Below are 14,516 nucleotides of genomic sequence, written 5' to 3'. Positions count from 1 at the left end.
GAATACGCCCAAAATCTTTGCTAAGCAAGGATTTTGGGCGTTATTTCGAGTTAACTTAGACTGTGGAGGCATAAAATCACGGTATAACTGAATTTGGAGCCGTTTTAACTAACAGTTTGGCATAGTAAGTCCGGAAGAGCCGAGGGAAGCCGTGGGTGAATCCGTGCAGACATTGTTGCAACAAGAAGCAGAACAGGGGGTTGATCGAATTGAATATTATCACAAGTTTAGCGATCGCGTCTCAGAAATCAAGCGGTCTCTGTTAGAGATTCTCCAGGATATCAAACAAAATGGCAAAACCATCGCCGCCTATGGCGCGGCGGCTAAAGCCACGACATTACTCAGTTACATCGGCATTAATCAACAACTGGTTGATTTTGTCGTTGACTTGAACCCGTTTAAACATGGGCGCTACATGGGAGGCAATCATTTGCCGATTTTCCCCCCCTCGAAACTGCTAGAGGATACGCCGGACTACGTTTTACTCCTCGCCTGGAATTTTGCCGATGAAATTTTGCGCCAACAAGAGGAGTATCGGCAGAAGGGAGGTAAGTTTATTATCCCCATTCCTTGCCCCACAGTGGTTTAGTCGTAGAGACGTTCCACCAGAACATCTGGAAGGGAACCGAAAGTTCAATACTCTTACACTCAGTCGGGGCGGGTTTAGTTATATCTGGCTAAAGCCAAAAACGATAGTCGTGAAACCCGCCCCTACACACCTTACAGGTATAGGTTTTTTCTTTTCTGGTTGGGACAAGACAAGGGGGACAAGGTAACAAGAAGACAAGGGAGAAATGACTAATGACTAATGACTAATGACTAATGACTAATGACTAATGACTAATGACTAATGACTAATGACAATCTTCACCGTTCACGTTAATTGTGTCCACCTACTTAAAACAATGATTCCACAACAACTCCGCCCAAAGGATAAAAAAAATCACGTTAATGACTGTACAGACAATACTTGTCCTAACTGTGGACATCAAGAACTATCAACATTATATGAAGTGCAAAATGTTCCCGTTCATAGTTGTTTGATGTTACCCACTCAGCAGGAAGCGTTGGACTTTCCTTGCGGTGATATTGTGTTAGGATTTTGCCACCATTGTGGCTTCATCACGAATACAGCGTATGACGCGAAAGTTGCTGCTTATGCGCCCAATTATGAAGACCAACAGAGTTTTTCACCCACATTCAATCAGTTTGCACTCAATTTAGCCCATCGCTTAATTGAGAAATACGATTTACATGACAAAGATATTGTAGAAATTGGTTGTAGCAAAGGAGATTTCCTGTTGCTGCTGTGTGAATTGGGACATAATCGCGGTGTGGGGATTGACCCGAGTGTAGTAACCGGACGGGTTCTGAGTGAAGCGAATGACCGAGTGCGCTTTATTCAGGAGTATTATTCAGAACATCATACAGAGTATGTGGGCGACTTTATTTGTTGTCGTCATACGCTAGAACATATCCATCCCACCGCCGAATTTGTCAGTACCGTGCGGCGTTCAATTGGTTCTCGTACTAATACCGCTATCTTTTTTGAAATTCCCTGCACCAGCCGCATCTTAACTGATTTGGCATTCGAGGATATTTACTATGAACATTGTTCCTATTTTACGCCAGGATCACTAGCACATTTGTTCCGTTACTGTGGTTTTGAGGTAACGGATTTATATCGAGCGTATGGTGAACAATATCTAAGGAAATTATGTCACCAGAATTTCTCAAAGAGTATCAACCGGATCAAGTCATCGTGATGAATCCGATTTATGGTCAGGAAATCAAAGAAATGCTTGATCAGATGGGCGTGAATCCAGAGATTATTCCTCTGGGATAAGCTGTTTGGTATTGAAACCTTAATGTCAATAATGGCGAAATCATTGGTGTGTGAGCATCTTGCTCGCTACCCATTCCCAATTTAAAGGCGTGACAGCTTAAATAGGTGGGAATTTTGGATAAGGGATTTGCATCGACTACAGGAGAAACAAACAATGAGTAAAAGTAAACCTCGCGTTAGTATTGGTCTACCTGTATATAATGGCGAACCGTTTCTCCGAGAAGCAATTGATTCAATTTTGGCTCAAACCTTCACCGATTTTGAGCTAATTATTTCCGATAATGCTTCAACGGATAATACCGAGAAAATTTGTCGTTATTATGCGGCAAAAGATTCGCGGATTCGTTACTATCGACACCCTAAAAATCAGGGGGCTTCTTGGAATTTCAACCTTGTGGTTGACTTAGCCGTTGGTGAATACTTTAAATGGGCAGCCCATGATGATGTCTGTGCGCCAAGATTTTTAGAACGTTGTGTCGAAGTCCTTGACCATGATTCAGGGGCAGTTCTATCCTGTTCTCAGACAATGTTCACAAAATCTGATGGACGGAAATGGTGGAACGCAAAGACTTCACCAAAACTAAGTTCTCAGAAACCTGAGGAACGGTTCCGGGGAGTCCTGACTTATTTTTGGTGCTTGGAAGTGTTTGGACTCATTCGCACCGATGTCCTCAAAAAAACGTCTCGAATTGCTCCCTATTATGGTTCAGATAGACTCTTGCTGGTTGAACTCAGTTTAATGGGACGCTTCCGGGAGATTCCGGAGTGCTTATTTTTCCGGCGTTGCCATGCAGAACAGTCAAGTCGGCTATCTACATCAGAACGGGAGGCGTGGATTGATCCGAAAGCGGTTCAACGTTCAAAGTTGCTACGTCCCCGCAGTTCGATTAGATATATTCAAGCGGTGCTGAAGTCTCCCTTAAATTGGTCTGAACGTCTGCGCTGTTTTGCTGTAATCCGAGACTATCTTTTCTCGTCTAAAAATTGGAAGAGTTTCTTTAGGAAGAGTGTTCCGACAAAAGTTTAGGGTGAATGTTGCTGACTGGTATGCTGGTGGGTTTCGACTTCGCTCAACCCACCCTACAGTATAAGCTTTCATGCATTTAAATTGGGTATTAGTAGCGAGCAAGATGCAAAGCCTGCGGCATGGCTTCGCTTAACGCACTACAGGGATTTCGCCATTGTTAACATTAAGATTTAAATGCCGAATAGCTTATCAAGAGTTTTGGTACTCCTAAAATGCTTCTTTCAGTGCAGGTTCAGTTTGTTCAGGATTTCTATTCTGAGAAATATAAGACCTATCAAGCGGACTTTATTTGTTGTCGGCACACGTTAGAACATATTTCCAATCCGGCTGATTTACTTAAACCGCTACGAGAAGCTATTGGTAATCGCTTGAATACGGTCGTTTTCTTTGAAGTCCCCAATGCTCTAGAAACATTTCGTCGTTTAGCCGTATGGGATATTATCTATGAACATTGCTGCTATTTTGTGCCAACTTCTTTAGCCCAAGCCTTTGCCAACTATCGGTTTCAAGTGGGTGAGGTTAGGGAAACATTTGCGGGTCAGTTTTTGTGTCTAGAAGCTTTGCCAATCAACGATACATCTCCTGATACTGTACCAAACCATGATGACATTGAAGCATTACGGGGAGATGTTTCTGCCTTTACCAAAAAATTTCAGACTAAAGTACAAACCTGGCAACAGACGTTAGCAAAAATTGCAAAAGCGGGTCAAAAAGCGGTTGTTTGGGGGGCAGGTTCAAAGGGAGTAACGTTTTTGAATTTGCTCAAACTTCGGGACGAGATTGAATATATTGTAGATATTAATCCGCGCAAGCAAGGGATGTATGTGGCGGGAATGGGTCAGAAAATTGTGCCACCGGAGTTTCTGCGGGACTATCAACCGGATGTGGTGATTGTGATGAATCCTATTTATGAGGGGGAAATTAGAAAGATGGTTGCGGATTGGGGATTGACGCCTGAATTGATCTGTGTTTAGCTTATCCGGCGATAGGTTCCCCACGCTCTAATCTTCGATTGAGCGTGGGATGAATCGCCATGTCCTAACGTCAGTAGCGACTCGACAAAAAGTCTTAGAGATAACTCGAACTAGGGAGGTATTCGAGAGTCTGTACCAAGCTTAGGCTCTGTGCGGATATTCAACGGTTTAAATCGCAATTTGTCTTGCAATCCCTGACTTCAAGCGACAGCTAAGTCAGGGTTGTTGAATTTGCTGCGCTTCTCGTTGTTTACGAATGGCGTCTCTTGCCGCTTCATGGGCTTCTAAGGTTTTACTAAATAAATGAGTGCCATCATAGCGAGCAACGAAAAAGAGATAGTCCGTTTCTTCGGGATTGAGTGTAGCTTCTAAACTGTCTAATCGGGGACTACCAATGGGGGTAGGGGGTAATCCGGGATTGAGATAGGTATTATACGGCGAAGGTGTTCCCACTTGGGCATAAGTTAGGGGCTGATCTGCCGTTTGGCGAAAGCCTAATCCATATTCAACCGTCGGATCAGATTCTAGTTTCATCCCTCGGCGGAGACGGGCGGTAAATACCCCAGCAATGAGGGGGCGTTCATCGGCAACGACTGCCTCTTTTTCCACGATACTGGCTAAGGTGACCCACTCATGTAAACTTAACTGAGTTTGTTGTTGTCCCTGTTGATACACTGGTAACGCCACCTGCTCAAATTGTTTGAGCATTTGGTTAATAATTTGTTGGGGCGTGACGCGATCGCTTGGGAGTTGATAGGTGTCAGGATATAAGTAGCCCTCTAGGTGGGGTAAGTTGCTGGGTAACCAGGGAAACTGATCCTCAGGAATCTGACTCGCCCCTGCCAGAAAGTCTTGGGCTTTAAAATATCCCAGGGATTCAAAATAGGTTGCCATCTGCTGGAGGGACCAGCCTTCGGGAATCGTGAAGGAGAGTTGCATCACTTCACCCGTCCAAATTTTTTGGGCAACGTCGGGTAAGGGTTGACTGGGGGATAGTTTATAGGTTCCAGCTTTAAATCCCCCCTCTGGCTCTTGCCGTTTTAACCAATAACCCCAGAGTCTCCACGCATTCGCTGAACGAATTAAACCCGCTTCTTCTAAATCAAAACCGATTTGCTGGGCGGCTGTTCCGGTGGGAATCTGGATTTGTAAGGTATTGGTTGATGCGTCTAAGGATTGATCGACAGGGGGAGACTGTGCCCAACTCCACCATGCCCACCCCTGCCATAAACCGATTACCATGGTTACCGGGAGTAAGGCAAGATAGTAAGACCATTTAGAGAATTGTTGAATTGTTTTATTTGTCATTAGTCATTGGTCATTGGTCATTGGTCATTGGTCATTGGTCATTGGTGTCATTCGTCATTTATCATTTTTTAATCTAAATCTTCAAATAATAACTCTTCTAGCAGCGGTTGGACTTTTTGAAATTCTTCGGGCGATAAGAGTTCTAATTGACCCTTGGGGTTACGTTTGGCGAAAAAGAGTAGCGGATCGAGGGGCGTGTAAATTCCATACTCTTGTTCTTCATGGTAAAAGTTCGTTAACAGTTGCAATTGTTCGGGTTCGAGTTCTACCTCTTCTTCAGCAAGTTCAATGGTGAGAATCTCCTCCTCATCCACGGGCGGAAGTTCACCTGCGACGGTTAGGGTAAATGCGGTGCGTTTCAGGGTGAGATTTTGTTCTGCGAGAACCGCTTGGGCATCAGAAAAGATTTCATCAATTTCTGATTCGTCTTCTACGAGGGTAGCATCTGCTAAATCGTCAGCTTGATCATCCTCATCCCAGGCGACAATTTCGACGGGGGAATCGATCGGGAGGAGGAGTAAATAGTCGATTCCTTCCACATTCAGAGAATGCTCGATTGAACAATTTAGCGATCGCCCCGCTTCATCGGTGAGTGTCACGTTACTACTACTGTGACTAGATTGTCCATTTTCTTGGGGAAAGTCAGATGAGAACATGCCGTTTTTGTCAAGGCTTATGGAAGATCAAACACTTGCCAGATCCTGGGGATCAAGTGGCAAAGTCCTAGAATATCATGGCGCATGAACTCAAAATCATCATCTTCGAGGTTATCGGTCTAAGGCGGGACATTTTGGTTAGGAAAGGGAACAGGGAACACCTCGGACTTCGGCGTGAGCGCTCAGTCGAACGCTTACCTCGGACTTCGGCGTGAGGCTTCGACGGTGAGCGCTCAGCCGAACCGCGCGGCAACTGAGCCTGTCGAAGTTCAGCTCGTAGCTTCTCTCGGTAACACGCTCGGTGTGTAACAGGGAACAGGGAACAGTAACGAGTGTCACTACCTGCCTGAGTACTGCTATACAAACCACACCCGACACCCGACACCCGACATCCCACACCCGAAGGGATAGCTTATTTGTATAAAATATAACCTGGTTTTTGTCAACGACCTAAAGGTACTCAAAAAGTATTACCTAATTGGCTAGCTCATCAAATTAGCGATCAGGTAATTTTGGCAATCCTTAAATTTTGTCACAAAAAACAGAGTGGCTGAATATTGCTATTATGGGCAATTAACAGGACTTGATCTAAACGGCTGGGAGCTGAAACTTTTGATCTGGAGACCAATTTATGGCAGCATCATCTTGGCATCAAGGCTGGGACATCACTGACGAAGAACGAGAGGTTTACAGGAAACGTTCTCAGGCGTCGAGTCGAGCCAAAGCCCAAGCGATCCGGGGTGAGGGACGAACACCGATTCATCCGATTAATGTACCTCAGCTCAATCCGGACGACCTGATGCCACAATTAGCCAGTAACGGCTGGCGATCGCTCTCCTTGTTCAGTGGTGGTGGCGGTTTAGACCTCGGCTTTGATCGAGCTGGATTTACTCATGTCGCATCCTACGATATCTTACCTGAATCTGGTATTACCTTGAGGAACGTTCGACCAGAGTGGACTGTGTTTGGGGGGGAACAAGGAGATGTTACCCAGGTAGACTGGCGAGACTATCGGGGCTTAGTTGACATAATCCATGGCGGTCCACCCTGTCAACCGTTTTCTGTCGCTGGTCGTCAGCAAGGAAAAGAAGACAGCCGGGATATGTTTCCAGAATTCATCCGGGCTGTATTAGAAATTCATTTGCCTACTGATAAAGTTAAACCTCATGTTCAGCTAGATCTATTTTCGCTCCTCGACCCGTCTGAAACGTTACAACCTTGTATGGGCGTTCGTGAAGCTTTAGGACTACCTGATATAGGATTTGATGCGTTATCTCCTACCATTCGCAGTTCTCTTACCGGTCCCCGTCATACCACATCAGTGTTGAGTAGTGTTTCCGCGCAAAAGATTTGGGAAAAACTACAAATTTGGCCCAATGGAGTTGCTCTCAATCGAGAACAGGCGCATTTATTTGTAGCAGATAATGGTCACTTTCGCTTATCTGTACCTGACTGTGCGATTTTGCAATGCTTTCCTCAATCCTGGTCATTTGATGGTGCTGTTTATAAAGCCCTAGGTCAAATTGGCAATGCTGTTCCCCCACCAATGGCGTATAGAGTGGCTGTATCTATTGCGAGTTGCGTTGGCAGGTTTCTGGAGTTGAAAGAGAGTGATCAGTTCGTTTTCTCGACGATCATCTTGAACCGTCATTTTAAAAATTACCGTGGTTGAGAAAATGGCAAACGCCCGGATCATTCATCTAGCCACCCACGGCATACTCGATGAAATCTGGGGATTAGGGAGTGCGATCGCATTAGCTCCTTCTACTAAGGATAACGGTTTACTTACGGCTGATGAAATCCTCACCATGAACCTCAACGCCGAATTGGTTGTTCTCAGCGCCTGCAATACGGGTCAAGGTCGAATTACCGGGGATGGCGTCATTGGTTTATCACGCTCCCTCATTTCGGTAGGTGTACCCAGTGTAATTGTATCCCTGTGGACAGTGCCAGATGCCCCCACAGCCTCCCTAATGCAGGAATTTTATCAAAATATACATAAATAATCCTGACAAAGCCCAAGCGCGGCGACAAGCCATGCTGACGACAATAGCCAAACATCCTCATCCCAAAGATTGGGCAGCCTTTACACTCATAGGAGAAGCTAAATAACGCATTATTCCTAATTCTTGCCCCATGCTACCCGTTAACCAAGCCGAATCCATTATCTTAGATCTCATCCACCCCTTAGACTCCCAGTTAGACAGCGAAAGTATCGACCTATCCGCCGCCACAGGTCGCATTTTGGCGTCTCCTGTAACCAGTCAATTGGATTTTCCCCACTGGGATAATTCTGCAATGGATGGTTATGCAGTACGCTATGCGGATGTGCAGTCGGCTAATGAACAGCAACCAATCAGTTTAGAACTCGTCGAAGAGATTCCCGCCGGCTATCAACCGCAAAAAACTATTAAACCTGGACAAGCGGCGCGTATCTTCACCGGTGCCTGTATGCCCCAGGGAGCAGATACGGTGGTGATGCAGGAACATACCCAGCGCCAGGATAACCAAGTTTTAATCTTACAAGCACCGAAACCGCAAGGCTTTGTGCGTCATCAGGCATCGTTTTACCGTGCTGGAGAATCCCTCTTAGAATCAGGAATTCAACTGGGTGCGCCAGAAATTGCTGTCCTCGCCGCCGCCCAATGTACGGAACTCACCGTCTATCGCCGTCCCAAAGTCGCGATTCTCTCCACGGGGAATGAACTGGTTACGCCGTACCAACTCTTGCAACCGGGTCAAATTGTCGATTCTAACCAATACGCTTTAACCGCTTGGGTGACTCTCTGTGGCGGAATTCCTAAGGTACAAGGGATTGTCCGCGATAAACCGGACGCCCTGAAGCAAGCTATTGCCCAAGCTATTCTAGCCGCCGATATTGTTCTGTCTACAGGTGGCGTCTCTGTGGGGGATTATGACTATGTAGATGAAATTTTAGCCCAACTGAATGCGGAGATTCACATCCGTTCGGTTGCGGTTAAACCGGGTAAACCCTTAACCGTGGCGACGTTTCCGCCTCCGAGTCAGAGGAATAAAAAAGGCTCATCGCATCCAGTCTTATATTTTGGTCTACCCGGAAATCCAGTATCCGCGTTAGTCAGTTGTTGGCGATTTGTGCAACCTGTGATGAAAAAGCTTTCTGGTTTACCAATGCAACGATGGAAGCCCAGGTTTATCCACGCCACCTCTCGTAGCGAACTCAAATCTGATGGGCGTCGAGAATCCTATTTGTGGGGTCAGCTTCAATTAGTTGAGGGGAAATACGAATTCAATTTGGCGGGTGGGAGTCACAGTTCGGGTAATTTAATTAACTTAGCTCAAACCACAGGTCTGGCTATGATACCCGTTGGTCAAACCTTAATTCCAGCCGGAGAAATGGTGCAAGTTTTGTCGGTGGGCTTTTAAGTTGATAGAATCCTTTAAGATGGGGCGGTTGTAGACGCGGAGAGGCTTCCCGTAGGGTAACCGCAGCTACACAAACAAAACCCGCCTGCGCGGGTTTACATTTGCCAATCTTTCTCTTCTATCTTATGCCTTATTTATAAATTATTAATGTCAAGATATCGCGAGTAAAAAGCCTCATTAATTGTAATTTGGGTAGTGGCGTAGCACACCTTATTTGGTGGATTATAATTGTAGGGGCGCAAGGACTTGCGCCCGGTTTAAACGTCAAATCTATTCCACAATTTTAGCTGTGTCAGTCCGCCATCGTGCGTTAGTAACACACCAACCAAGGTGGTGCGTTACGGCGCATGAGTGTTCTGTGGGAAATAAAAGTGAATAAAAAACTATGCGCCTAACGCACCCTACACCAGTGCTAATCTATTTGTTCCAGCCGAGGGGCTGTTCAATCTCCAGTGAGCCTCTTTACCACCACTGTGATCAGGTTAACAAAGCGATCGGGTTTAGGTTTTCTATCAAATTACATAGATTTGTCCTAGAAGGATCGGATGATTTTTATTAAAAAATTGTCGCCGCATCTGCCTCTTCCTTAAGATTGATTTACAGCAGATTTCAGGTTGATGAAGTACAGCCTTAAGCAAGATCCCCGACTTCTTGGAAAAGTCGGGGATCTGTCTGTGTAATCCACCGACTACCCCCTGGTATCTGCTCTTTTGGTGGAGTCGGTTCGTCTTCCACTCTTACCCCATCCTTCCGTGTTGGCAAAACAGCCAAACTATTGCCCTTGTGGGTTCCTGCTGGTATCCGTTCATCGGGAGAACTGTTGTAGAGACGTTGCATGCAACGTCTCTACCATAAGATGCGTCCTAACCGCTATGGCGATTGCTATACCTCGCCTTTTGCTCAATCTGTGCGCGACACCATCACGGGTTCTTGATAAAGGGGTACAGTAAATGTCACAGTTGAACCTAAGTTTTCCCCCATGCTGAAGAAATGTACGACACCGCCCATGGTTTCCACTAGCTTTTGGGAAATAGCTAACCCTAACCCGGTTCCTCCGTAAGGACGATTGAGTCCACCATGCACCTGGCTAAAGGATTGGAAGAGTTTGTCTTGCTTATCCAAGGAAACCCCAATTCCCGTATCCGCAACCCGCACTTTCACATGTCCAGGAAACTCCTGTCCCTGAAAATGGACTTTCTTGCGAATGACTTCGGCACTGATGGTAATTCCCCCTTCATCGGTGAATTTGATGGCATTCCCCACTAGGTTTAGCATCACCTGTAGCAACCGTTGATAGTTCCCATACATAACAATGCCATCGTAGACGGCGGGAATTTCCAGGGTGAAACTCAAGTTCTTGTGATGGGCTTGCTGCGCGGTAAAGTCATAGACCTTATTAAATAGATACTCTAACTCAACTGGACTAAACTCCAGCTCCATTTTTCCGGCTTCAATCTTGGCGATATCTAAGATATCGTTGATGATGTTGAGCAGGTGTAAGGCACTATTATGGGCTTCCTGGATAAACTCTCGCTGTTCTTCAGGGTCATCCGCCATTCCTTCCAGAATCAGCTTGAGAAAGCCAATCATCCCATTTAGGGGCGTCCGCAATTCGTGAGACGTGCTGGCAAGAAATTCACTCTTGAGACGGGATACTTCTTCCGCTTGTTCTCTCGCCAGTTCCAGTTCTTTATAGAGCGTACCATGAGCGATCGCGGTTCCCACTTGTTCGGCTAACTCCCGCACTAGCTCAATTTCCGCATCACTCCACTGACGGTGGCGATCGCACTGTTGTAAACTAATTAACCCATTGGGTTCGTCTTTATAGGACGTGGAAACCACCAGCAGCGATTTTTCTTGAAACCGACTCGGGGCGACTTGGTCAACTACAACGGGTTCGGAACTCCACATCGCTTGTTTCATTATCAGTTCCGACTCTAGTTCCAGCGTCATCCCCAACATTTCCTCTAATGACTCTTGGCGATACTCTGCTTCCACCTTGACATCCGTGTAGTCGGGTTTGTAGGAACAGATAATACAGCGACTGACTTGTAGAGCTTTCCCTAAACTGTCTACTGTTTGTTGCCAGATTGTATCTAAGTCTAACGTCCGGCGAATCCGGCGGGCAATTTGGGTGAGTAGTTTTTGATTTGGATCGACACTTAACGGTACCAGCGAATCGATCACTTTTTGCACCGAACCCTCAGGTAACAGATGACCCATCACCCAAACCTGAGTTGCCTGACCGTCTGCTTGTAAAATTGGGCTGATCACCAGTTCAAAGGGAAAAACTTGATCGCCATAACAGAAGTCATGGATGCAGCGTTCTGGGGTGCGGTTGTCTAGAATCCGCTGGATTCGATCCCGATAAGCATCTAGAGCAATGGGATGAAAGGTTTCGTTGAGGGGAACCCCAATAACCTGTTCTTGAGTTAAATCATACTGCTCGGCTTGTCGCCAATAAAAGGAGTGATACTGACCTGATGCATCTTGGCTACACATCAGCTCAACCTCTAACTCCTGCAAAAAGCTGGACTTGCCTTGTGCAGTAGTAGATTGCATAGTGGTATACCCAAATCGAGGATGGTGGAAATCAGCAGGAGCAATCATCTACAAGAAACCGGGAAACTACAAGCAGCGAAAGGATTAGCGCTCGCACCAAGACAGACATAAATGCAACCCCTTAACGCCCTGGAGCCTCAGGCGAACTATTAAAGCGACGAACCTATTGGCTCTCAATCGTTCCATTCGCCTCGTGGCGGTACTGGTGGATTTCGTCTCAAGGTGCGGGTTAGCTCATCATCGCGATCGCGCTCTCCTCTTAGCCATTGACGAATGGCTGTTTCTATCACCTTAGACGGATCATTGGTTAAGTGTTTGATTTGGTCTAACAGTTGAGCATCCATGAGGATAGATATTTCTTCCTTGTTTGTTGAATGCTCTCGATGAATGGCATGATTATTCATTTTCAGCGTTTTGGTGTTCCCCTACACTACAGTTTACGACAACTTGCTCTCTTGCCACCTGAGATTCGTGGCGCAATCAGCCCGAAAAGGTTCTCTGGAGTTAGAGTATCAGGAGTATTGTCCCCATTTGGGGAAGAAACATTAAAATACATTAAGAGCCATCCATTCCGTGTTGCCGATTTTTTTTGTCACCCGATAATTCTATGACTGATGTTCCTGTCTCTCGCATTCGCAATTTTTCCATCATTGCCCACATTGATCATGGTAAATCCACTTTAGCCGATCGCCTCTTACAGACAACCGGTACGGTGAGCGATCGCCAGATGAAGGAACAGTTCCTGGACAACATGGAATTGGAACGGGAGCGCGGGATTACCATTAAACTGCAAGCCGCTCGCATGAACTATCGGGCGCAAGATGGTGAGCAATACGTTCTCAATTTAATTGACACCCCGGGTCATGTGGATTTCTCTTATGAGGTCTCGCGATCGCTGGTCGCTTGCGAGGGCGCATTGCTCGTGGTAGACGCCTCTCAGGGGGTTGAAGCTCAAACTCTGGCAAATGTTTATTTAGCCTTGGAGCATGACCTCGAAATTATTCCGGTTCTGAATAAGATTGACCTCCCAGGAGCAGAACCCGAACGAGTGATCTCAGAAATCGAAGAGATCATTGGTCTCGATTGTAGCGGAGCCATTCTCGCATCGGCAAAGGAGGGAATTGGCATTGATGAGATTTTAGAATCCATCGTCCATCTGGTTCCATCTCCCCAGGATACCATCAATCAGCCCCTGCGAGCCTTGATTTTCGATAGCTACTATGACCCCTACCGAGGCGTCATCGTCTATTTCCGGGTGATGGATGGTAGCGTCAGAACTGGGGAAAAAGTTCGCCTGATGGTATCCAAAAAAGAATATGAAATTGATGAACTGGGTGTATTGTCACCGACGCAAATCCAGGTTGATCAACTCCACGCCGGAGAAGTGGGATATATAGCGGCGGCGATTAAAACCGTAGAAGATGCCCGTGTCGGCGATACAATTACCCTAGCGGCTGAACCCGCCGATAACCCCTTACCGGGTTATAAGAAAGCCAAACCTATGGTGTTCTGCGGCTTATTCCCCACCGACGCGGATCAGTACGAAGATTTACGCGAAGCTCTCAACCGTCTCAAGCTCAATGATTCGGCTCTCAACTATGAACCCGAAACCTCCAGCGCCATGGGGTTTGGTTTCCGATGTGGTTTCTTGGGCTTATTGCACATGGAAATCGTCCAGGAGCGGTTAGAACGGGAGTATGATTTAGATTTAATCATTACCGCTCCATCAGTGGTCTATCGAGTCACGAATATGGATGGGGAGGTTTTGGAAATTGACAACCCCAGCTTACTCCCTCCACCCCAGCAGCGGGAGAAAATTGAAGAACCTTATGTTCGCATCGAGATGATTACCCCAGAAACTTATGTGGGGACGCTGATGGAACTGTGCCAAACGCGGCGGGGTGAGTTTAAAGATATGCGGTATTTAACCCAAGGGCGAACCACCTTGGTGTATGAATTACCTCTGGCGGAAGTCGTGACTGACTTTTTTGACCAACTCAAATCGCGATCGCGCGGTTATGCCAGTATGGAGTATCACCTGATTGGGTATCAGGAAAACACTCTGGTTCGCCTCGATGTGTTAATTAATGGTGATCCAGTGGATTCTCTGGCAATGATTGTCCACCGGGATAAAGCCTACAGTGTTGGTCGGGCGTTAGTGGAAAAACTCCGGGAATTAATTCCCCGTCACCAATTTAAAATTCCTCTGCAAGCCTCAATTGGAAGTCGGGTAATTGCCAGCGAACATATTCCTGCATTACGGAAAGACGTACTCGCTAAATGTTACGGAGGAGATATTAGCCGCAAGAAAAAATTGTTACAGAAGCAGGCAAAAGGGAAAAAGCGGATGAAGTCTTTAGGTACAGTTGATGTGCCTCAGGAAGCATTTATGGCAGTATTGCGCCTCGAACCCCAGTAGGAAAGCTGGGGGATCTGGGGAAGCTGGGGTTGTAGAGACGCGCCATGGCGCGTCTGGAAGCTGGGGGAGAAGCAATTAAATTAGAGCTTATCCGAGGAGTATTGAGGTCTATCTAAACAGTGATAATTTCCTTATTCCTTATCACCTTGCCATCTGCCTTCTGCCTTTCTTCAGTCAAGGGCTAGTAGCTGCAACCTAATATCTATGCATATCTGAGCAAGTCTATGCATTTTGCTCAGATATCAGTTCATCTACAAATTGCCTTATCCGTTCTTGCCAGTTGGGGACAGATTTCAGCTTATCCTTTTGCCCTTCATAT

At 46.3% G+C, this 14,516-nt stretch carries 10 protein-coding genes and 3 pseudogenes; 8 read left to right on the top strand and 5 right to left on the bottom strand.

Features of this window, described 5'->3' with window-relative positions; genetic code table 11:
• Positions 1–136 precede the first annotated feature (136 nt).
• From RIG27_RS11420 to RIG27_RS11405, 4 genes and pseudogenes are all read left to right on the top strand, one after another.
• Positions 137–589 (top strand): annotated as a pseudogene (locus tag RIG27_RS11420) (methyltransferase C-terminal domain-containing protein); the annotation flags it as partial.
• A 316-nt stretch (positions 590–905) separates the two neighbouring features.
• Positions 906–1,846 (top strand): annotated as a pseudogene (locus RIG27_RS11415) (class I SAM-dependent methyltransferase).
• A gap of 154 nt (positions 1,847–2,000) precedes the next feature.
• Positions 2,001–2,873: a glycosyltransferase family 2 protein gene (locus RIG27_RS11410; protein WP_446345206.1), complete on the top strand. Its 873-nt coding sequence runs from the start codon at positions 2,001–2,003 to the stop codon at positions 2,871–2,873.
• Between the two features lie 212 nt (positions 2,874–3,085).
• Positions 3,086–3,847 carry a class I SAM-dependent methyltransferase gene (locus RIG27_RS11405; protein WP_446345204.1) on the top strand — a complete coding sequence of 254 codons (762 nt, stop codon included), beginning with the start codon at positions 3,086–3,088 and terminating at the stop codon, positions 3,845–3,847.
• 216 nt (positions 3,848–4,063) lie between these two features.
• On the opposite strand, the gene mltG is transcribed toward RIG27_RS11405, so the two are convergent.
• The gene (mltG, locus tag RIG27_RS11400; protein ID WP_446345202.1) at positions 4,064–5,155 is read right to left on the bottom strand and encodes an endolytic transglycosylase MltG; all 1,092 of its coding nucleotides are present in this window, start codon (positions 5,153–5,155) and stop codon (positions 4,064–4,066) included.
• 68 nt (positions 5,156–5,223) lie between these two features.
• Positions 5,224–5,811 (bottom strand): DUF3727 domain-containing protein, encoded by a 588-nt coding sequence (locus RIG27_RS11395; protein ID WP_446345200.1) that lies wholly within the window; start codon positions 5,809–5,811, stop codon positions 5,224–5,226.
• Positions 5,812–6,442: 631 nt separating this feature from the next.
• On the opposite strand from RIG27_RS11395, the gene RIG27_RS11390 reads away from it, so the two are divergent.
• The 3 genes and pseudogenes from RIG27_RS11390 (at position 6,443) to RIG27_RS11380 (ending at position 9,216) form a co-directional block, all read left to right on the top strand.
• A complete protein-coding gene (locus RIG27_RS11390; protein ID WP_446345198.1) occupies positions 6,443–7,483 on the top strand; it encodes a DNA cytosine methyltransferase in 1,041 nt (346 codons plus the stop codon).
• A 10-nt stretch (positions 7,484–7,493) separates the two neighbouring features.
• A pseudogene (locus tag RIG27_RS11385) lies at positions 7,494–7,923 on the top strand (CHAT domain-containing protein); the annotation flags it as partial.
• Between the two features lie 24 nt (positions 7,924–7,947).
• On the top strand, positions 7,948–9,216 hold the full coding sequence (locus RIG27_RS11380; RefSeq protein WP_446345196.1) for a molybdopterin molybdotransferase MoeA: 1,269 nt from the start codon (positions 7,948–7,950) through the stop codon (positions 9,214–9,216).
• Positions 9,217–9,846: 630 nt separating this feature from the next.
• Here the strand turns inward: RIG27_RS11380 and RIG27_RS11375 are convergent.
• From RIG27_RS11375 to RIG27_RS11365, 3 genes are all read right to left on the bottom strand, one after another.
• Complete coding sequence (locus RIG27_RS11375; protein ID WP_446345194.1) at positions 9,847–10,053, bottom strand: hypothetical protein; 207 nt, start codon at positions 10,051–10,053, stop codon at positions 9,847–9,849.
• A 63-nt stretch (positions 10,054–10,116) separates the two neighbouring features.
• Positions 10,117–11,826 (bottom strand): GAF domain-containing sensor histidine kinase, encoded by a 1,710-nt coding sequence (locus RIG27_RS11370; RefSeq protein WP_446345192.1) that lies wholly within the window; start codon positions 11,824–11,826, stop codon positions 10,117–10,119.
• A gap of 125 nt (positions 11,827–11,951) precedes the next feature.
• A complete protein-coding gene (locus RIG27_RS11365; protein WP_044210163.1) occupies positions 11,952–12,182 on the bottom strand; it encodes a type II toxin-antitoxin system CcdA family antitoxin in 231 nt (76 codons plus the stop codon).
• A gap of 203 nt (positions 12,183–12,385) precedes the next feature.
• On the opposite strand from RIG27_RS11365, the gene lepA reads away from it, so the two are divergent.
• Positions 12,386–14,197: a translation elongation factor 4 gene (gene lepA, locus RIG27_RS11360; protein WP_446345190.1), complete on the top strand. Its 1,812-nt coding sequence runs from the start codon at positions 12,386–12,388 to the stop codon at positions 14,195–14,197.
• The last annotated feature ends 319 nt before the right edge of the window (positions 14,198–14,516 follow it).

This window comes from Coleofasciculus sp. F4-SAH-05, from assembly GCF_040222985.1.
In the GTDB taxonomy this organism is placed as follows: domain Bacteria; phylum Cyanobacteriota; class Cyanobacteriia; order Cyanobacteriales; family Coleofasciculaceae; genus Coleofasciculus; species Coleofasciculus chthonoplastes.
Note: the sequence above shows the minus strand (reverse complement) of the source record. Positions and strands in the feature narration are given on the sequence as shown.

Bases quoted from the DNA above. Each gene is read 5' to 3' on its own strand.
- RIG27_RS11410 (WP_446345206.1), top strand. From the start codon at position 2,001: ATGAGTAAAAGTAAACCTCGCGTTAGTATTGGTCTACCTGTATATAAT.
- RIG27_RS11405 (WP_446345204.1), top strand. From the start codon at position 3,086: ATGCTTCTTTCAGTGCAGGTTCAGTTTGTTCAGGATTTCTATTCTGAG.
- mltG (WP_446345202.1), bottom strand. From the start codon at position 5,155: ATGACAAATAAAACAATTCAACAATTCTCTAAATGGTCTTACTATCTT.
- RIG27_RS11395 (WP_446345200.1), bottom strand. From the start codon at position 5,811: ATGTTCTCATCTGACTTTCCCCAAGAAAATGGACAATCTAGTCACAGT.
- RIG27_RS11390 (WP_446345198.1), top strand. From the start codon at position 6,443: ATGGCAGCATCATCTTGGCATCAAGGCTGGGACATCACTGACGAAGAA.
- RIG27_RS11380 (WP_446345196.1), top strand. From the start codon at position 7,948: ATGCTACCCGTTAACCAAGCCGAATCCATTATCTTAGATCTCATCCAC.
- RIG27_RS11375 (WP_446345194.1), bottom strand. From the start codon at position 10,053: ATGCAACGTCTCTACAACAGTTCTCCCGATGAACGGATACCAGCAGGA.
- RIG27_RS11370 (WP_446345192.1), bottom strand. From the start codon at position 11,826: ATGATTGCTCCTGCTGATTTCCACCATCCTCGATTTGGGTATACCACT.
- RIG27_RS11365 (WP_044210163.1), bottom strand. From the start codon at position 12,182: ATGAATAATCATGCCATTCATCGAGAGCATTCAACAAACAAGGAAGAA.
- lepA (WP_446345190.1), top strand. From the start codon at position 12,386: ATGACTGATGTTCCTGTCTCTCGCATTCGCAATTTTTCCATCATTGCC.